At 66.0% G+C, this 19,786-nt stretch carries 12 protein-coding genes and 1 pseudogene; 2 read left to right on the plus strand and 11 right to left on the minus strand.

The window, feature by feature from the left end; translation table 11 throughout:
- Window positions 1-10 precede the first annotated feature (10 nt).
- The 10 genes and pseudogenes from ACSQ3S_RS22165 to ACSQ3S_RS22210 all read right to left on the minus strand — a co-directional run.
- Window positions 11-3,085, minus strand: a complete 3,075-nt coding sequence (locus ACSQ3S_RS22165) for a TonB-dependent receptor (protein ID WP_353403097.1) — start codon at window positions 3,083-3,085, stop codon at window positions 11-13.
- A 405-nt stretch (window positions 3,086-3,490) separates the two neighbouring features.
- Window positions 3,491-4,438 carry an alpha/beta hydrolase gene (locus ACSQ3S_RS22170; RefSeq protein WP_353403096.1) on the minus strand — a complete coding sequence of 316 codons (948 nt, stop codon included), beginning with the start codon at window positions 4,436-4,438 and terminating at the stop codon, window positions 3,491-3,493.
- Window positions 4,435-4,833, minus strand: a complete 399-nt coding sequence (locus tag ACSQ3S_RS22175; protein WP_436143798.1) for a hypothetical protein — start codon at window positions 4,831-4,833, stop codon at window positions 4,435-4,437. Before ACSQ3S_RS22175 ends, ACSQ3S_RS22170 begins: the two co-directional genes overlap by 4 nt.
- Window positions 4,834-4,941: 108 nt before the next feature.
- The gene (locus ACSQ3S_RS22180; RefSeq protein ID WP_436143799.1) at window positions 4,942-6,585 is read right to left on the minus strand and encodes an alpha-L-fucosidase; all 1,644 of its coding nucleotides are present in this window, start codon (window positions 6,583-6,585) and stop codon (window positions 4,942-4,944) included.
- A 279-nt stretch (window positions 6,586-6,864) separates the two neighbouring features.
- Window positions 6,865-7,656: a substrate-binding periplasmic protein gene (locus ACSQ3S_RS22185; protein WP_436143800.1), complete on the minus strand. Its 792-nt coding sequence runs from the start codon at window positions 7,654-7,656 to the stop codon at window positions 6,865-6,867.
- Between the two features lie 30 nt (window positions 7,657-7,686).
- On the minus strand, window positions 7,687-9,291 hold the full coding sequence (locus ACSQ3S_RS22190) for a methyl-accepting chemotaxis protein (RefSeq protein ID WP_436143801.1): 1,605 nt from the start codon (window positions 9,289-9,291) through the stop codon (window positions 7,687-7,689).
- A gap of 122 nt (window positions 9,292-9,413) precedes the next feature.
- Window positions 9,414-9,560: a hypothetical protein gene (locus tag ACSQ3S_RS22195; protein WP_436143802.1), complete on the minus strand. Its 147-nt coding sequence runs from the start codon at window positions 9,558-9,560 to the stop codon at window positions 9,414-9,416.
- A 33-nt stretch (window positions 9,561-9,593) separates the two neighbouring features.
- Window positions 9,594-10,685 (minus strand): porin, encoded by a 1,092-nt coding sequence (locus ACSQ3S_RS22200; protein ID WP_436143803.1) that lies wholly within the window; start codon window positions 10,683-10,685, stop codon window positions 9,594-9,596.
- Between the two features lie 253 nt (window positions 10,686-10,938).
- A complete protein-coding gene (locus tag ACSQ3S_RS22205; RefSeq protein WP_436145066.1) occupies window positions 10,939-11,520 on the minus strand; it encodes a DUF5110 domain-containing protein in 582 nt (193 codons plus the stop codon).
- 42 nt (window positions 11,521-11,562) lie between these two features.
- Window positions 11,563-13,218, minus strand: a pseudogene (locus ACSQ3S_RS22210) (TIM-barrel domain-containing protein); the annotation flags it as partial.
- Window positions 13,219-13,395: 177 nt separating this feature from the next.
- Between ACSQ3S_RS22210 and ACSQ3S_RS22215 the strand changes: the two are divergent.
- Both ACSQ3S_RS22215 and ACSQ3S_RS22220 read left to right on the plus strand, forming a co-directional pair.
- A complete protein-coding gene (locus tag ACSQ3S_RS22215; protein ID WP_436143804.1) occupies window positions 13,396-15,366 on the plus strand; it encodes a sialate O-acetylesterase in 1,971 nt (656 codons plus the stop codon).
- 47 nt (window positions 15,367-15,413) lie between these two features.
- Entirely contained in the window at window positions 15,414-17,330 is a 1,917-nt protein-coding gene (locus tag ACSQ3S_RS22220) for an NPCBM/NEW2 domain-containing protein (RefSeq protein WP_436143805.1), read from the plus strand.
- 59 nt (window positions 17,331-17,389) lie between these two features.
- Here the strand turns inward: ACSQ3S_RS22220 and ACSQ3S_RS22225 are convergent, their stop codons facing one another.
- Window positions 17,390-19,765 (minus strand): dockerin, encoded by a 2,376-nt coding sequence (locus tag ACSQ3S_RS22225; protein WP_436143806.1) that lies wholly within the window; start codon window positions 19,763-19,765, stop codon window positions 17,390-17,392.
- Between the last annotated feature and the right edge of the window lie 21 nt (window positions 19,766-19,786).

Genomic DNA, 19,786 nt, shown 5'->3' on the forward strand with positions numbered 1-19,786 from the left:
CGACATCAACTTAGAACGCGTAATGCGCCTTCAGGTAGTAGCTGCGGCCGGTGAAGTTGGCAAAGTGCTCCTTCAGGCCGATCTGCTGCTGCACGTACTGCTTGTACATGGCGTTGGTCAGGTTGCCGACGTCAAAGGACACACCGATCCTGTCGTTGACCTTGTACTGCAGGCCAAAGTCGACCTGGCCGTATGCTCCGCCCCACAGCGGCAGCGCGTAGTTCGCCGAGCTTGGCTGGCCCCGGTTCGGGCTGTCCGGGTTCAGGTCGACGCCATCGCTGCCGTTGCTGCCGAACAGATTGATGCCCTGCAGGTAGTCCGACCGCCATGCATAGGCCAGACGCGCCGACCACGGCCCTTTGTCGTACAGCAGGGCAAAGTTCGCGGCGTTCTTCGACATGCCCTGCATCGGCAACGAGCCCAGCACGTGGCCGTCGGTGTCGCAACCGGCCAGGGCGATCAGGGTGGCCGAGTCCAGCGTACCTTTCGGCGTGCACCACAGCCCGGCCGGGGCGTGCATATCCTGCTTGCTGCGGATATAGGTGTAGTTGCCCTGCACCCCGATGCCCTTCAGCCAGTCAGGCACATTGTCGAAGTAATGCTGGAAGCCCACCTCGGCGCCGTAGGCGCGGCCATCGGCGCCGTTGGCCGGCCCGTTGGTCAGGAAGTCATGCGTCGCGCCACTGGAGTCGGTCAGCCTGTTGATCACGGTGCGCTGGATGATGATGTCCTTGATGTGCTTGTTAAACAACGACAGCGTCAGCGAACTGCCTTTGCCGGAGTACCACTCCGCCGTCAAGTCCACGTTGTTCGACAAGACCGGCTTGAGCAGCGGGTTGCCGGCATTGTCGCCTTTGTAGTCGATCGAATCGAGCACGCTCTGCTTGGTCACCGGGTCGGTGTGCGTGTTCGCCTGCAGGTTCAGCGAGGTGTACTGCTGCATCTGGTAGAAGTCCGGCCGCGACATGCCTTTCGAGGCGGCGAAGCGGAACTGCAGCTCCTCGTTGGCCTTCATGCGCAGGTTCAGGCTCGGCAAGACGTTGCTGTAGTCGTGCTCGATCGTGCGCATCTCGTTCACGCCCGCAATCGTGGGCACGCCCTGCACCTGGGTGCCGGTCGGCGGGCTGAAGACGAACATGCCGGTCGCCTTTTCATTGGTTTTCACCACACGCATGCCGACATTGCCGTCGACCGGATAGCGCAAGTCGTCGAAGCCGAAGCGCAACTGCGCGTAGGCGGCCTTGGTGCGCTCTTTCTGCAGGTTGGTATCGGTTGGACCGCCAAATACCGACGGCTTCCAGCCGGTGCAATCGCCGTTGGCGGGCGGGTTGGCGCAGTAATAGTTGGCGTAGTTGTGGATTTCCTGGTACGACGACGGCACCGAGTTGAAGGAGCTGGTCACCACCGCCTGGGTCGGTACGATGATGGTCGGCGCCGCCGGCAGCGTGCCATTGAAGAAGTTGCCGAAGCTGTGCGCGACATAGTTGGTCTGGCTCAGGCGCGGATCGGTCACCACCGCGAAGTGGTTGTAGGGCTGCCAGCTGTTGCCGACCGACCAGGCCTGGGTGATGTTCTGCCACTCGTTGCCACCATTGCCGCCGTGGGTACGCTGGGTGTCCGAATCGCGGTCGGTCAGGCGCACGCCGAAGCGCAGGTCGTGCAGCACCGGCGAATCGAACACGAACTTGCCGTCGAGGCGAGCCACATTCTGGGTGGCCACCGCCGCGTCGCGGTGCTCCTGGGCGAAGCTCCAGTAGTAGTTATGGGGATCGGCCAACCAGGCGCGGTCGCTGGCGTCGAAGGTGTAGGTCGGCACCGAGGTGCGCAGATCCACCGTTTCCTTGGGCATGAAGCCGCCCAGGCCGACCGTGTTGTCATAAGCCTGGCTGGTGGCGCGCGTGTGCTGCAGGTCGGCGCGGAACGACAACTGGTCGTTGGCGCGCCAGTCGACGTTCCAGGCCAGGTCGGCGGTGTCGGCCCGGCGGCTCGACTGGCGCGCGTCGGTACCGAAACCGATGCCGTTGCTCAGGCCGAAACCGCCATCGACCGGGTTGTGCAGTACGCCCGTCAGCAGCGCCCCTTTGGAATCGAAGGTCGCGCCCGGATCGAGGGTCAGCGTGGACGGCGTGGTGCTCATGAAGAAGCCGCTCTCCTCAGTGTACATCTTGTACTTCGATTTGAAGTAGGTCATCGAGGAAGACCAATCGTCTTTCTTCCATTGCAGTGCGCCATACAGGCCGTCACGGGTACGGTTGAAAATGTTCGAGCTCCAGCTCGCGCCCGGGCTGATCCAGCGAGTCTGGCCGGGCACCAGGTCGAGGCGTGGAATGTAAGGGCTGATGCCCATGCTGTCGCTGGCGGTGGAAATTTCCGAATGCGCCAGGTCGAGCAGCGCGCCAAACTGGCCCAGCGGGGTTTTCCAGCGGTTCGAGACCAGACCGGACAGGCCCGGCTTGTTTTTGTTGCTACGGGTGGCGCGCGATTCTTCCAGCGACATTGCCGCCTTGAAGCCCGGATAGTCGAACGGCAACGCGGTGCGCAGGTTGACCAGTCCGCCGATCGCGCCCTCGATTTGCTCGGCGGACGGATTCTTGTAGACGTCCACCCCGGCCATCAGCTCGGGCGGCACGTCTTCAAAGCTCAGCGCGCGGCCGCCGTTGGCTGAGAACGAGTCGCGCCCGTTCAGTTCCGAGCGCACATAGTTCATGCCGCGCACCGACACGCCGGTGCCCTCGGCGGCGAAGCGCTGGTGGCCGTCGCCCACGCTTTGCAGCGGGTCGGCGCGCATCTGGGTGCGGTCGATTGACACCCCCGGAATACGCTGCAGCACTTCGGTCACCGATCGGTCCGGCAGCTTGCCGATGTCGGCGGCCACGATCGAATCGACGATCTCATCCGAATTCTTCTTGATTTGCGATGCCGACTCCAGCGCGGCGCGCTGGCCGGACACGATCACCGTGGTGGTATTGGCATCCTTGTCCTTGTCGGCGGGTGTGGTGCCGCTTTGCGCAAATACCGCGCCGCTGGCCAGTAGCATCACTTGGGCGACGCCTGCGGCAATCGCCGTTTTCTTAAATTCTTTCAATTTTATCTCCGTCATTGTTCTCAGGCCGTGCGACCCATTTTGTATCGCTGGATATCACAATGCGATGTACAAATTTTGCTTGCGGCATCAACTAATAGCAATTCTCAAATTCACCAACGTAAAAACAAAAAATCGTATGCTCGGCGCGCCGGCGCATGCTCGCGCGACAATTCCTGCGGCACAGGATCGGCGCACTGAGGCCAGCTGGTGCCATCGAAACCCTCTTCGTCGTACTCCAACAACAAAGGGGGCGCCGCGCGGCGCGCCGCATGGCCATCCGGCGCAGATAGTCGGCATATGGGCTGGCCTCGAAATGGCAGGCGTGCTTGAAGGGCGCGCCGCGCATCGCATCGGGGCGCAAAAGCGCTGCGCTGCTACATCGGCGATTCCGGCGATGACCGTTAGTCAGCGGAACAGCAGCTGGGCAAAGTCATACAGGTTCTCAGCCCAGCTGTCGCGGTCGTGACTGTACGGGTCGACATTCCACACATGCGGGATGGCGCTGGACTTGAGGTAGCGGTGGAAGTCTTGCGAAATGTGGAACAGGCCGTCCTGGCTGCCGCACGACAGATACAGCAAGCGCAATTGGGTCCGCGCGCGCGCCGCATCGGGCAACAGCACGGCGGCTGCGGCGGTATTCGGCGCCGACGAGAAGCCGCCCACCCAGCTGAAGCTTTCCTGGTGACCCAGGCCGAAGTTCAATGCCTGGCCACCGCCCATCGACAGGCCAGCAATCGCCCGGTGCTGGCGGTCGGCCAGCGTCGGGTACTGCCGGTCGATGGCGGGTATCAGCGTTTCCATCAGCTCGCGTTCGAAGGCGGCAAAGGCCGCAATATGCTCGGGCGTGAAGCTGCGTTCCGGCGGCGGCGGCTTGTCGTCCGCCCGCGCGCGCCCGTTGGGCATCACGACGATCATCCGCACCACCTTGCCATCCGCGAGCAAGTTGTCGAGGACGGCGTTCGAACGCACATAGTAGCGCCAGTCGTCCAGGGTGCCGCCGAAGCCGTGCAGCAGGTAGAGCACGGGATAGCGGCGCTCCGTGCTATAGCCCGCAGGCAGATAGACATTGGCCTTGCGCCGCGTGCCCGTCACCGGCGAATCGTAGCTGAACTCCTCCACCCTGCCCTGTGCTACCCCGGCCCGCGCGTCCGCAAATCCGCCCGGCGGAACTGGGAAAGCGCGCACGTCATCGGCCGCCAGTTGCGCAGGCTGGTAGACGCCGGGGGGCGGGCCGGAGCGAGGCTGCTCAGGGTTGGCTTCCCGGCCGGCGTTTTGAGCCCGCGCCGCCACAGCAACGGCCAGTACGGCCGCCAGCGCCGCCGCGCGGGCGAGCATATGACGGCCGGTTCTCATGGCGCAGTCCTGTGCGCCTGCGCGCCCGCCAACGGCGTCAACACCACCAGCGCGCCACCACCGCCCGCCAGCGCCAGCTTGATGCGGCTGTTCTGGCCCGGCTGCGCCGTGCTCGCGGCCAGGTGGCCGCGATCCTTGCCGTCCTGCAGTATCTCGGCGCGACAGCGCACCCCGCCTGCGAGGAAGTCCAGCGGGCTCTCCGGCCTGCCGTCCGGGTTCTTGTACGCTTCCGGATTGTCCGCCACCATCACCAGCGGCGAGTCATACACCACATACATCGCCACCCGGATGCGGTGATCAGGAGGCCCCAGCACCGTGTTCGATTGCGCCCCTGCCGCCAGGGGAAGCGCCAATACCGGCAAGGCCTTGATGAAATTGCGCAAGGTGCGGCACATAATTTATGGCTTCTTTTTTGCGTTCGACAAATTGATTACCATGCCTTTTCGTTTAACCGAAAGGATGTGAAGGCTCCCGGCGGGCCGGGAGCCTGCCGGTCAAGCGCTTCAGACCACTTTCAGGGCGAAGGCGTAGGGCAGCACCGGCTTTTCGGACGGCAGCGTCACGTGCAGGCCATCGGCATCCTGCCTGAACGCCAGCGGCTTGCGGCGTCCCGCCAGCTCCACCCGCGCCACCCGCCGCTTCAGGTAGGCGCCGCCGCCGGCCATGGACTTGATGCTCACTTTGCCGTTCTCCGGCCAGCCCATGACGAAGGCGTACACCATGCCATCCTTGGTGGTAAAGCGCACGTCCTGCGCGCTGAAAGGCCGGTTCTTGCCCTCGTTGAAGCCCGCGCCCTCGGTCGGCGCCACCGCTTCCATGACCGGCCCTTCGCCCAGCACATGCCAGGGACGGGTGTCATAGATGCCTTCGCCGTTGACCGCGATCCAGCGTCCGATTTCTTCCACGATCGCGCGCTCCTGTTCATCGATGGTGCCGTTGCCGCGTACCGGGACACTCAGCAGCAGATTGCCGTTCTTGCTGACCACGTCGATCAGGGTCTGCACCACGGTCTGCGCGCTCTTGTAGCCCTTGTTGTCGTAGATGCGGCGGTCGTAATGCCAGCTGCCGATGCAGGTATCGGTCTGCCACGGCAGCGGCTCGATCCGGTTGCTCTGGCCACGTTCAATGTCCATCACCATGCTCTGGCGCTGCACCGGATCGAGGATCTTGCCGTTGACGACCGCCTCCACCTGGCCCTTGCGCATGACGCTGCGGTTGTACATATGGGCCGCCAGCCGCATGCCGACGTCGCTGACCGGGTACAGCGGCAGCACGGTATCGTCGAAGTAGAGCAGGTCCGGATCGTAGGCGTCGATCAGGTTGACGGTGCGGTCGAACAGCTTGTCGGCATACGCTTTGCCGGGCAAAGAAGCACCGCCGCGCCAGTGCCATTGCTCATAGTAGTTGCCGCCTTCGGCGTCGGACTTGCTGCGTGGGTGCCGTTGCGCATACAGCGCCTGCGGATCGTATCCGTCCCACCACTTGCCCTTGCCATCGGCCGCCGTCAGGTTGCCGTCGTAGGGAACGCCCGCCTTGGGGCCATTCTTGTCGGCGCCCTGCGCCACTTCGTACCAGGTCCAGGCGTGTGCCGCGTGCACGCTGACGCCGAAGCGCAGGCCCTGCTTGCGGGCGGCCCTGCTCCAGCCGCCAATCAGGTCGCGCTTGGGACCGATGCGCGTTGCGTTCCATTCCGGCTGGTGCTTGCTGTCGTACAGGTCGAAGTTGTCATGGTGATTGGCCAGCGCAACGAAGTAGCGGGCCCCGGCCTTCTTGTACAGCGCCACCAGACTGTCCGGATCCCACTGCTCGGCCTTCCAGTGCTGGATGACGTCCTTGAAGCCGAATTCGGACGGGTGGCCGTACTTCTCCAGGTGATGGCGATAGGCTTCGCTACCCTCCTCGTACATCCCGCGCGCGTACCAGTCGCCGAACTCCGGCTCGCACTGCGGCCCCCAATGGGCCCAGATGCCGAACTTGGCGTTGCGGAACCAGTCCGGCGTACGGTAGGCGGACAGCGACTTCCAGTCAGGTGCAAACGGTCCTTCGGCCATCGATTCGGCCGCGCCATCCGCCGCAAAAAGGTGGGGGGATACGGCCAGCGCCGGAATGGCAGCGGCCAGATGTTTCAGCAGTTCTCGTCGTCTCATTGTTATCCTTTCCGCGCTAGGCGGCGGCCCTTCCGGGCGGGCGGGTTAGTGATTATGTCTCGGCAGGTCGTGCCCCACGCCGCGGTAGGCCACGGCCAGCTCCATGCAGGCCGGCGGCGGCTCTTGCGATCGGACCGGCGCCGCGCATCGCCAACATGGTGCGCACATCGATCGCCACGATTGAAATGTTGCCCGTTGTGTTCAGCCGCCGCAAGTATGAAACTCACCAACGAGGCTGACAATTACACGTACCACTGCAAGCCGATGCGGCACCAGACCTTACTGGTCCCACTTCCGCAGCAACTGATCCAGCTCCCCGCTGCGGGCCATCTGGTCCAGGGCGCTGCGGACCCGTTCCGCGACGCCAGGGTCGAGCTGGCGCGACAGGGCCATGTACAAGGGCGCCCGCGACATCACCGTCGGCATAATGCGCACCTTGCCGGCCACGCCGCTGTGCACCAGGATGGCCTGCAGGCCGGGGGTGCGGTGCACGAAAAAGCGGCCCCGGCCGGCGATCAACTTTTGCAGGTTGACCGCGGTACTGGCGGCGCTGCCATCAATCTGCAAGCCGCCCAGCTGCTCCAGAAAGCTCGTCGCCGCGAAGCCGCGGTTAGTGAGCAGCACGGCTTGCGGACCCAACTTGCGGACATCGTCCCAGCTATTGATGATTGCCGTTTCGTCGGCGCGCGCCACCAGCACATAGTTGACGATGAACAGTTCCTGGTCGAGAAAATGATACAGGGGCAGCCGTTCCACCGTACGCTGCAGGCCGCAGGCGGCGTCTTGCTGGCCGATGGACACTTCGTAGAGCACCCGCACCAGCGGCATCCACTGCTGATGCCCTTCAAACCGCAAGCCGGGGGCGATGCGCTCGATGGCGCGCATGATATCGATGCACATTCCGATCACGCTACCCTGCGGGCCGGGCACGAACTTCGGTTCCGTGCCTTCCTGGGCCGCCACGCGCAGCACCGTGATCCCGCTGGCCATGGCGCTGCTGGCGAGCGCAAGGCAGCACCCGGCCAGCATGCCCCCGATACCGCATCCCAGCCGTGGCAAGACATTGGACATCAGGCACTCCCGGAGGACGATCTCATGCCATCATATGCCCTGGCCGGCGCGGCCCGGCAGCATCCTGGCGGCGCGACGTTCGCCGCCACGCGCCAGCCGGAACACGCTCACCGAGGTGGACAGCTGCGCGGCCAGATCCTGCATCGACTGTGCTGCGGCAGCGGACTGCTCCACCAGCGCTGCGTTTTGCTGGGTGACCGCGTCCATCTTGATAATGGCGGTATTGACTTCCTCGATGCCCACGCTCTGCTCCTGGGTGGCGGCGCTGATGTCATTCACGATATCGCTCACCTTGCGCACGCTCTGCTCGACTTCCTGCATGGTGTGCCCGGCCAGATCCACCAGCTTGCTGCCAGCGCCCACCTTCTCGACCGAGTCGTGGATCAGGTCCTTGATCTCCTTGGCCGCGGCGGCACTGCGCTGCGCCAGGTTGCGCACTTCGCTCGCCACCACCGCAAAGCCGCGTCCCTGTTCGCCCGCCCGCGCCGCTTCCACGGCGGCGTTCAGGGCCAGGATATTGGTCTGGAAGGCGATGCCGTCGATCACGCCGATAATATCGACAATCTTGTGCGACGAAGCATTGATGGCGTCCATGGTGGAAATCACCTCGCCCACCACCTGGCCGCCGCGGCCCGCCACCTCGGTCGCGGAGCGGGCGAATTGGTTGGCCTGCCTGGCGTGGTCGGCGTTCTGCTTCACGGTCGAGGTCAATTCTTCCATGGCCGACGCGGTTTCCTCCAGCGAGGCGGCCTGCTCTTCGGTGCGGGTCGACAGGTCGAGATTGCCGGCGGCGATTTCCCGCGATGCGATGCCCAGCGTGTCCGTCCCTTCGCGCACCTGTCCCACCAGCCGGTGCAGGTTGGCGCTCATGGTCTGCATGGCGCGCAGCAGCTGGCCGATTTCATCGCGCGTTTCCGCCTCGATGCTGGCGGTCAGGTCCCCCTGGGCGGCGCTTTCGGCCACCCCGACGGCGGCGCGCAAAGGCCGGCTGATCAAGCCGGCAATCCATAGGGCCAGCGTCGCGTTGACCAGCACCGCCAGCGCCAGAATGGCAATGATCCAGGTCCGGGAAGAGGTATACAAATCGTTGTTGGTGACCAGTGCCGCATCGCTTTCCACCTGGCTAAGCTCCACCAGCTTATCGACCACGTCATTCACCTGGCGGAACAGCTTGACCGAGTCGCCCCGAATCGCCTTGCGCGCCTCCTCCTGCTTGCCGGCGCGCGACAAGGCCAGCACCTGGCGGCCCGCGCTCCGATACGCGTCAAATGCCGACGCCACTTCCGCCATCAGCCGCAGCTCGTCGGACGAATGCGCCAGGGGCCGGTACTTGCTCTCGTACTCGGTAAATTCCCTGGTGCGGCTGGCAATGCTCTTCTCGTAGTAGTCGTAGTCGGACGCTTCGGTGGAAAGAATATGCTGCAACTCGGACACGCGCATCCGGTTCAAGGTTGCCTTCATGAGCAGCGCGTACCGCACGCTGGGCAAGGTAACGTGCAGGACAGTGGTCGAAGCGCCGTTCAGGCGGGCGTTCTGGTAAATGCCGAAAATGCCGATGGCCAGCGTCAGGCTCAATGCGGCAAAGAAAGACAGCAACAATTTATATGCCATCTTCAGGTTCAAGAACCACTTCATGTCAACTCCTTGACACCACGATAATGATTTTTTTTCTACGCGGCGGCGCCATCCCACAATGGCCGTGTTCGCACGTGCCCTTGCTTAAATACACTAATCTTCTCAAGGTGAAATTGCAAATTTTATCGGCGCTGGATCCGGCAAAGCGGAAGGCCGGCGAGGCTTTGGCGCAACTGGCCGCAGGCAATCGGCGAATTGGCCGGCGCCGCCTTGCGGCCCGGCGCCAGGCGGCCTTCGGCCATCAGCTTGCCAAGGGCAGCGCCCACCATGATGACCGCATCGATGGCGTCTGCTGGTGTGCTTTAGAATTTTTGCATGAGGCCGAACGTCAGCCCGGCGCCGTGGCTGTCATTGGGACGAGTCCCGCTCAGGCCGGCGGCATTGCCGCGCCAGCTGGTGTAATCGGCTTCGGCATAGGTGGTGGTGCGCGGTCCCAGCGCCTTTTCCAGGTAGACAAAGGCGCGGTCGAAGCCGTCATTGACAAAGCCGCTGGCTTCGCGCCTTACCTTGTACCAGGCCGTGGTGAGCAACAGGCCGGCCCCCAATGTGCGGCTCACGCCGACCGAATCCACACGCTGGTGCACCGTCTGCTTCGGGCCGGTGTCGGCCTGGTTGCGGGCGATGGTGGCCTTGAACTGCCAGGCGTCCAGGCGGTAGGCTGCACCCAGCAGCCAGGCGTCCAGCGGCAGGTCTTCCTTGCTGCGGAACTGCATGGCGGCGCCGGACAGCGCCCAGGCCCCGTCCTGGTAGGCCAGCGCGGCGCCGCGCGCGGAGGCAGCCCGGGTATCGCCCGCCACCTCGCCGGCCGACCACGACGCGCGCGCCTGCCAGGGACCGGACTTGAAGGTGTACTTGAGCGTGTTGTCGAGGCGGTAGAAATTGTCGCTGTAGCCGCTGGGGCCGTACTGGCGCCCGAAGGCATGGGTGCCGAAGGCGGTATTGCTCAGACCGGCAACATTGATATTGGGATTGAAACTGGCGTCGCGCTTGCCGATCGGGTCGATCGGGGTCAGGGCGTCGGACAGCAATGTGGGCTGGCGCCCGGCGGCGATGGTGCCATACGGCGTCTCCAGGCCGACCCAGGCGTCGCGGTCGAACAGGCGGTCGCTCTTGGCCGAGGCGCCGGTGTCGGCGTTGATACCCCCTTCCAGGCGTAGCAGCGCGGCCCAGTCGCCACCCAGCGCCTCGCGGCCGCGGATGCCAAAGCGGCTGGTTTCATCGGTGCCGCTGCTGACTGCGCTGGCTTGGCCGGACGGGGTGGGCGCGTTGCTGGCGCCCAGGCCGCTGGTACTGCGCACGCCCACGTCGATGATGCCGTACAGGTCGATGCCAGTCTGGGCCAGGCAGGTGCTGCTCGTGACGAGCAATGCGGTGAGAGCGCAGGAATGGCGCATTTTTTGTCTCCTTGATATTGTTAGCCTTCTTGCCGAGGCTGATGACGAGTCTGTTGACCGAATGGAAGAATCATCCGCCAGATGGCGGAATTTGATAATTGCATTTTTTAAGCCGATTAATGCACCATGCGCATCAATCACGGCGTACACGATTTGAAGGCCTTTGTCGCCGTGGCCGGTCTGGCGGCGCACCCTGTTCGAAATGCTCAGCGCGGCGCTGCGCAAGCGCCCTGCGCGCCGCCGAGCTTGGCCATCAGCGGCAGTCCGGCAGGGACACCTCGACCGGGGCGCCAGCGGCCACCACGCGCACCCCCGCCCTGCCCGGCGCCGCCGCGCAGCGCACCAGGAAGGCCTGCTCCCGCCGCAGGCCGGGGAAACTGCCCTGCCACGGCGCGATGGTGAGCCGGCGGCGCGCCTGGTCCCAGCTGAAGCGGCGCAGCGCATGCTCGCCCTGGGCATAGCCCGGGCCGTCGCCGCTGTCGTCATACCATTCGAAACTGCCGTCGCGGCCCGGATAGACGCGCAGTTCGACCGGCTCGGCGCTGGCCTGGTCGGCATATTGCCGCTGCGGCCCCAGCGGCAATATGCTGCCGGCCCGGGCGAACAGCGGAATGGTGGCGATATCGGCCTTGGCGGCAACCACCTTGCCGCCCGCGTAGCGCTGGCCGGTCCAGAAGTCGAACCATTCGCTGTTGGCCGGCAAATACACCGTGCGCACCGCCGTGTTGGGCGACGTGACGGGCGCCACCATCAGCGCCTTGCCAAACATGTACTGGTCGGCCGTGGCGACCGCCTGCGCATCGGTGCGGAAATCCATGGCCAGCGCGCGCATCATGGTGCCGTGGCGGCTGGTGACGTCCCACGATGCCGAATAGATGTAGGGCAGCAGGCGGTAGCGCAGCGCTGTCACGTCGCGCAGGATCTTCTGCGTGGCCGCCGGGAAGCGCCAGATCTCCTTGGACTCGCCGGTGCCATGCACGCGGAACATGGGATTGAACGCACCGAACTGGTACCAGCGCGTATAGAGCTCGGCATAAGCGGGATCGGCCGGATCGCCGCCGAAGAAGCCGCCAATGTCGGCCGACCAGTAGGGGATGCCGCTCAGCGTGAAGTTCAGCGCGGCGGGCAGCTGCGCGCGCAGCACCTCCCAGGTCCCCATGGTGTCGCCGGACCAGGTGATGGCGGCATTGCGCTGCTGGCCGCTGTAGGCCGAGCGGGTCAGGATGAACGGCCGCTTGGCCGGCGCATCCTTGGCGCTGCCCTCGAACACGGCCGTCGTGTGCAGCAGCGGATAGGCGTTGTACACCGCCGTGCCGGGACCGGCGGCCGTGGCGACCTCGCGCATCTGCCCCCATCAGCCGCCCAGCTCGGCTTCGCTGGCGTCCAGCCACCAGCCGTCCCAGCCGGACTGGCCCAGCGTGCGGCTGATCTGCTGCCAGTACAGCTGGCGGCCGCTGGCCGAATAGGCGTCGTACCAGCGGCCTTTACCGGCGGGATAGACGTTGTTGTACAGCTGGGGATACAGGGCGCCGGCCGCCTCCAGCGCGGCGGCGTTGCGGGTGCCGCCGTCAAACCGCGCCCACACGGAAATGATGGCGTGCACATGCTCGGCGTGCAGCTGGTCCAGCATGCCCTTGGGATCCGGATAGCGCGCCGGGTCCATCTGGTGCTCGCCCCAGGCGCCCGGGGTCCAGTACTGCCAGTCCTGCACCACCGCGTCCAGCGGCACCTGCAGCGCGCGGTAGCGCGCAGCGATGCCCAGCAGCTCATCCTGGCTGGCATAGTGCTCCTTGGATTGCCACAGCCCCCAGGTCCAGCGCGCCATCATGGGCGCGCGCCCGGTCAGCTCGCGGTAGCCCGCCACCACCTGGTCCAGTTCCGGTCCCAGGATGAAATGGTAGTCGACGCCCGGCCCGGCCTCCGAGCGGAAGGCCAAGGGATAATGGCCGTTGGGCAGGCCCGCCTCCACCTCGGTGACGGCGGCATTGTTCCACAGGATGCCGAAGCCCGCCGGCGTCGCCAGCATCGGCACCGCCACATCGCGATTGGCCTGCTGCAAGCGCACCGTGCTGCCGCTGTAGTCGAGCTTGCCGTTTTGGTGCTGCCCCAGTCCGAACACCGGCCCGGCGTAATCGAACCCTTGCATGACACCGTTGCTGGCGATGTCGCGGCCGGACTCGGACAGCAGCAGCTTGCCCTGCGCATCGAGGAAGCTGACGGCCCCGCCGGCCTTGGCCACGCGCACCTGCAGCAGCGCGGTGCTGAGCTGGTAGTAGTCCGGCATTTCGCTGGCCGACCAGTCCACCGTGCCCGGCTGGGCGATCACGGCGGGATTGTAGTTGCCGTCCCAGTCCGTCGCCGGACCGACCAGTACATGCACGACGCGCTCGCTCCACGGCTCGACGCGCACGGTGCCCTGCGCCGTCGCCACCACCAGGCCGCGCGCGCTCCGGGTCACCTCCGCATGGACCGGCAGCGCGGTCGCGCCAAGGCAGGCCAGGACCAGGGCAGCGGGCAGCAATTTCTTCATCATGTTCCTCCTCGAATAAACGGACCTTTATTCTATCGAGCGATCCCTGCAACAAGCGTCTCCGCCGCGCTTCTTCTTCAATTATGTTCGGCCATTTGAGCGTTTTCGTAATTGTCTGAACCCAGCCCAGGTCGCACAATCCGGCCCAAACCCCATCGACAACCTCAACGAAAAAGCACCATGACGGAGACCACACGCTTTGCCGCGCCCCTGCTGGCGCTCGCCTTCGGCAGCCTGAGCCTGCCCGCACAGGCGGACCAACTTGCACTGGCCCGCCTGTTCTCCGACCACGCGGTCCTGCAGCGCGACCAGCCCATCACCATCTGGGGCACGGCCACCGCCGGGCACAGCGTGACCGTGACCCTGGGACAGCGCAGCGCGCACGGCAACGCCGACGCGCAAGGCAAGTGGCGCCTCACGCTGCCGCCGCAGCCGGCGGGCGGCCCCTACCAGTTGAGCGCGCACGCGGACGGCCAGACCCTGCGCCGCGCCGACATCCTGGTCGGCGACGTCTACCTGTGTTCGGGCCAGTCCAACATGGAATTCGCCCAGCGCGCCTCGACCAACGCCCAGGGCGCCACCTACGGCGCCGGCAACCCGCAGCTGCGCTACCTGAACGTGCAGAAGCACAGCGCCATGACGCCACAGGACGAGCTCAAGGGCCCGGTGGCGTGGACCCCGCTGACCCCGGAGTCGGTCGGCGACGCCTCCGCCGTGTGCTACTACATGGCGCGCTCGCTGCAGGCCAGCTACCGGATTCCGGTCGGCTTCATTCACGCCAGCTGGGGCGGCACCACGATTCAAAGCTGGATCGGGGCCGAATCCTTGCGCACCTTCGGCGACTACCAGGCCGGCGTTGCCGCCGTCACCCAATACGGCGCCGATCCGGCTGCGGCCATGCAGGCCGAGGACGCCCGCAGCGAGGCCTGGTGGCGCGCGCACGATCCGGCCGCGGCCGCGCAGCGCGCATGGGCCGCGCCGGACTTCGACGACAGCGCCTGGCCGTCCGTCACGCCGACCGGATCGTGGAAGAACAGCGGCCTGGCCGGCTTCAAGGACTTCGACGGCGTGGCCTGGTACCGCACCAGCATCACCCTGACGGAAGCCCAGGCCAGCGCGGCCAATGCGCTGCGCCTGGGGCCGGTCGATACCAGCGACACCACCTGGGTCAACGGCGTGCGCGTAGGCGGCGCCAGCATCCCCTGGATCTGGCGCGAATACGCCGTGCCGGCGGGCCTGTTCCGGCCGGGCCGCAACGTGATCGCCCTGCGCGTGCTGAGCGGCGGCCAGGGCGGCGGCCTGTCGGGCCCGCCCGACCAGCGCAGCATCGCCACCGCCGACGGCCAGCAGATCGCGCTGCCGGCCGCGTGGAAGGTGCAGCGCGGCAGTGCGCTGCGCGGCCTTTCCGTGCCATCCGCGCCCTGGGACTGGCCGAACAGCCTCACCACGCTGTACAACGGCATGATCGCGCCGCTGGTCGGCTATCGCTTCAAGCTGGTGGCGTGGTACCAGGGCGAGGCCAACGCCGACGCGGCAACAGAATACCGCAGCTTGCTGCCCCTGCTGATGCGCGACTGGCGCGGGCGCTTCGGCCAGCCCGAACTGCCTTTCCTGGTCAACCAGCTGACTTCCTTCGGCGACGCGCCCCGCGCGCCCGGCAAGTCCGGCTGGGCCGAGCTGCGCGCGGCGCAGGCCGAGGCCGTGGCCCACGACGCCCATGCCGCCCTGGCCGTCACGCTGGACCTGGGCGACCGCTTCGACATCCACCCGCCCCAGAAGACCATCGTCGGCGAACGGCTGGCGCGCGCCGCGCGCGCCGTGGCGTATGGCGAACCGGCCGCGCCCGGCAGCCCTTACCCGGTATCGGCCAAGCGCAGCGGCAACGATATCGTGATCGCCTTCCGCGATGCGGGTGCCGGCCTGGTGACGTACTCAGGTGATCGCGCCCTGGGCTTTGAAGTGTGCACGGTCGCGGCTTGCCGTTACACCGCCGCGCGGGCGGCGGGCGCGACGGTGGTGCTGCCCGGCGCGGTCAAGGACGCCAAGTCCGGCATCACGCGCGTACGCTATGCCTGGGCCGACGCGCCGTTCATCAATCTGTTCAGCGCCGACGACCTGCCGGTCGGCAGCTTCCAGCTCGAGCTGCGCTGACACATGGCGCCGCGGCGCCGTTCATCACAATAGAAAAGGAGTTTTTGATGCAAGAGCAAGCAACCCCGGGCTGGCGAACACTGTTACCGTTATGCCTGGCCATGGCCACCGGCTACGCGGCCGCAGACCCGCTGGCGCCCGTCGCCGGCTGGAGCGCCTACACGGCCGGCCAGGCAGCCACCCCACCGATGGGCTGGAACAGCTGGAACGCGTTCGCCACCAATATCGACGAGGCGAAGATCCTCGGCTCGGCCCAGCGCATCCTCGACAGCGGTCTGGCCGCCAAGGGCTATCGCTACATCAATCTGGACGACGGCTGGGTGGCGCACCGCCGCATCCCGGACGGCCGGCTGCTGATCCGCCCGGACCGCTTCCCCTCTTCCGTGACGGCCGGCGGCAGCAGCTTCCGCCCCTTCACCGACCAGCTGCACGCGATGGGCTTCAAGGCCGGCATCTACTCCGACCTGGGCCGCAACACCTGTTCCCAGGCCTTTTCCCCCGACTCGCCCGACCTGCCCAAGGGCAGCGTGCTGGAACGCGAAGTCGGCCTGTACGGCCGTATCGACCAGGATATCAAGCTCTACTTCGCCGACTGGGGCTTCGACTACATCAAGGTCGACGGCTGCGGCGTGCGCGCGTTCGGCGCCAACGACGCCAAGGTGCGCTCCGGCCAGTATCGCGCGCTGCCGCCGGTGCTGGACCTGGAGACGGTGACCCGCTCCGACATTCCGGCCGTGCAGGCCGAATTCACCCAGATCAACGCGGCGCTGCGGCGCTACCGGCCCAACGGCGACTTCCTGCTGTCGCTGTGCATCTGGGGCGCCGGCGATGTGCGTTCCTGGGGCAAGAACTACGGCAATGTCTCGCGCACCAGCGACGACATCACGCCGTCCTGGGCGCGCATGCTCAGCAATTTCGACAGCGCCGCCAAGCGCGAGCTCTATGCGCACCCCGGCAGCTGGAACGATCCCGACATGCTGTTCATCGGCAAAGGCGACTTCGATGCCGATCACCTGGTGGAAGCGCGCTCGCATTTCTCGCTGTGGGCCATGCTCAACGCGCCGCTGCTGATCGGCGCCGACCTCCGGACCACGCCGCAGGCCCTAATAGACATCCTGGGCAATGCCGACATCATCGCGCTCAACCAGGACGCCGCCGGCAACCAGGCCACGGTGGCCTATGACGCCAACGACCTGCAGATCCTGGTCAAGCAGCTGGCCTCGGGCCAGAAGGCGCTGGCCATCTTCAACCGCGGCGTCGCCGCCATCGACGTCGATCTGACGGCCGAGCACCTGAAGCTGCGCAAGGACGCGCCGATCACGCTGACCGATCTGTGGAGCAAGACCGACACCACGTTCACCAACGAGACCAAGCTGCGCGTGGCGCCGCGGGAGACGCGCATCTTCCGCGTCCAGGGTGCGCGGGAACTGGCCCACGGCCTGTATCTCTCGGAACAGCCTGGCAGCGTCAATCCGGCGGTCGATGGCGTCACCCAACCGCAGCCCGACCCCACCCTCTTCCGTTCCTCGGCCGCCTGGTCCGGCACCAAGGGCCCCGGCGAGCGGCCCATGTATGCCGGCTGGGGCGGCGCCCGCGCCGACAGCACGCCTTACGGCCAGATCCTGCAGATCGCCGGCACGCGCTACGCCGCCGGCATCGGCATCCTGGCCAATTCCCGGCTGGAGGTGCGCAATCACGGCTATCGCCACATCACCACACGAGTGGGCGTGGACGATACCGCCCAGGACCGCAAGCACGCCGTCACCTTCATGATCTACGGCGACGGCAAGCTGCTGGCAAAGAGCAAGGCCTTGCGCTGGGGACAGCCGGCGCAGGCGCTGGACGCCGATGTCTCCGGCGTCAAGAGCATAGAACTGGTGGCGCGCAGTGCCACGCCGGGCAATGCGCAGCAGCCGGTCACCTGGGGCGACGCCGCCTTGCTGTCGTCCACCCGGCCTGAGTAAGCCAGCTTCATCGTCGTGCACGGCCCAGTTGCCGTGCACGACGATGACATCACACGAAATTAATTCGTGTAGAGCAGGCCACGGCCGGTACCGGAGAAGTAGATCCTGCCGTAAGTAGCCTGGTCCGCCGCCATCACACCGATACCACCGTACTGATGGGCATCATCGTTGAAGCGCGTCCAGTTGCCGCCGCCGTCATCGGAGCGGTACACGCCGCACTGGCCGTTGACCGCGCCCACCACGTAGATCGCGGCCGAGTAAGAGGCTCCGGGAGCCGCCTTGCCCAGCGCGACCAAGGTGGCACCCTGCACGTCCGGCACGAACCCCGTGGCGCCACTGCCCCACAGCGAGGTGAAGTTGCCGAGCTTGGTCCATGTGCCACCCGAGTCCGTCGAGTGATACATGGCGTTGCCGTCAGCCAGCCAGACGTCGCCTTCCGCGTTCGGGTTCACCGCCAGCGACACATTGCCGAAGCCGGTCACCATCGGGCTCATGCCCTTGAGCGCGGCACTCTCGGTAAAGGTGTGGCCGCCATCCGTCGAGTACCAGAAGTGGGCCGTGTCCGACCACTGGTTCCACCATGCGCCGCCCGAGTTGTAGGCGTAGACCTTGTTCGGGTTCTGGCGGTCGGCGGCGAGGCGGTAGCCGCGGTTGATGCCGACACCGGAGAGCGCGGGCAGATTGGTCGGGGTCCAGGTGGCGCCGTTGTCGGTGGTGTAGGAAGGCACTGAATTGGCCGGGGCCCACACCGCCTTGTTGCGCGCGGTGACCACCAGGTTCGATTCGCCGCTGGTGTTTTGCGCGGCGCCTTGCGGCAGGCTGGCGAACATCGCCCAGGTCTTGCCGCCGTCGCCCGACCAGTAGCCGGCTGCGCTGTTGCTCGCGTTGACGACGCCGATACCGGCGATGTACAGCGGATCGGACCATGCCATGTCGGCGGAGTTGCCGTTGCTCCAGCCCAGGCCTGGATTCAGGGTGGGCGTGGTCGTGAGGTCCGTATCGACCCAGGTGCCGACGTCGCCCGAGCTGTTGATGAAGAGATAGGGCGCGCCGGCCGGCGGCGTGGCCACGGCGATAGCGGCGGTCTCCTCGATGCCGGTGATGGTTCCCTTCCAGGTCGGCTTGGCGGCGGAGGCGTTCCAGGTTTCGATGATGCCGCCGCCGTGGACATGCATGACGTGGTCCGGGTTGGACGGATCGATCTCGACGTCGTCGACCCAGCCCGAGGCGGTCTCGCCTGGCGTCATCGCTTCGATTTCGCGCCAGGTCTTGCCGCCGTCGTCGGACAGCTGCACGATCTGCTGGCCGTTCCAGTTGCCCCAGGAGTTGCTCACGCCCAGCGCAATGCGGGTGGTCGCGCCGCTGCCGGAGACGGACACGCCGCCCATGCCGAAGTTGATGCCGTTGAGCGGATCCTCGCTCTTGAGCAGGGTCCAGTTGCTGCCGTCGAACTTGTAGAGCCGCGCAGGGCCGCCCGCACCCGGGCCTGCGCCCTGCGTGAACACGACATAGAACATGCCGTCATCGGCGCGCGCCATATGCGGGATGTGGTAGCCGGACACCGGCGTCGACACCGCGGTCCAGCTTGCGCCGCCATTGCCGGACTTGTACAGGCTCGCGCTCAGGCCCGCCGCGCTGGCGTAGTCGGGCGCGATCGCGGCGTAGATCGTCTGGGTTGCCGCGCCGGGATCCTTGGCAGGTTTGTTCCCCTTGTGCGGCCCGCGGATATCGGTGTCGTACACGACCAGTTCGACGCCCATGGCGCTGCCGCCAACGGCATTGACCTGGTCCTGGGTCATCGTTGCGCCCGACAGCGAGGTGACCTGCGCCCAGGTCCGGCCCGAGTCCGTGCTCTTCCACAGACCGGCCGTGCGCGATCCATACAACAGCGTCGATGGCAGGTTCGGGTCGACCATCAGGCGTTCCCCCATGGCGCGGCCGGCATTGTTGCCGCCAATCGGGAACGGCAGGTCAACGTGCGTCCAATGGTCGCCGCGGTCGCTGGACATGTACAGGCGACCGTTGCCAAACGTGTACATGCCGGTCGCCATGTAGACCAGCTGGTCGTTGGTCGGGTCGACGGCGATGCTTTCCACGCCATGGAATCTGCTCTCGGCCGCCCCGAAACCCAAACCGTCGGTGATCGGCGTCCAGGACGAGGTCTTCTGGTTCCAGCGATAGGCGCCGCCGATGTCGGTGCGTGCGTACAGCACGTGCGGCGAAGTCGGATGGAAGATGAGGCCGGAGACGTAGCCGCCGCCGCCAAACTTCACGCTGTTCCAGGTGGTGGCGTCGGTGGCCGACAACTGGCGGCTGCCGGCGAACTTGCTGGGGCTGCTGCTCGATGCGCTGTCCGTGCTGCTCCCTCCACAGGCCGCCAAAAGCGTGGTCAGCAGGACCGGCATGACGACATGGACATGGTGCTTTCTGTTCAAGATGAACTCCTCCAAGTAAGT

Source organism: Duganella sp. LjRoot269 (assembly GCF_964254095.1).
Taxonomy (GTDB): Bacteria; Pseudomonadota; Gammaproteobacteria; order Burkholderiales; family Burkholderiaceae_D; genus Rugamonas; species Rugamonas hordei.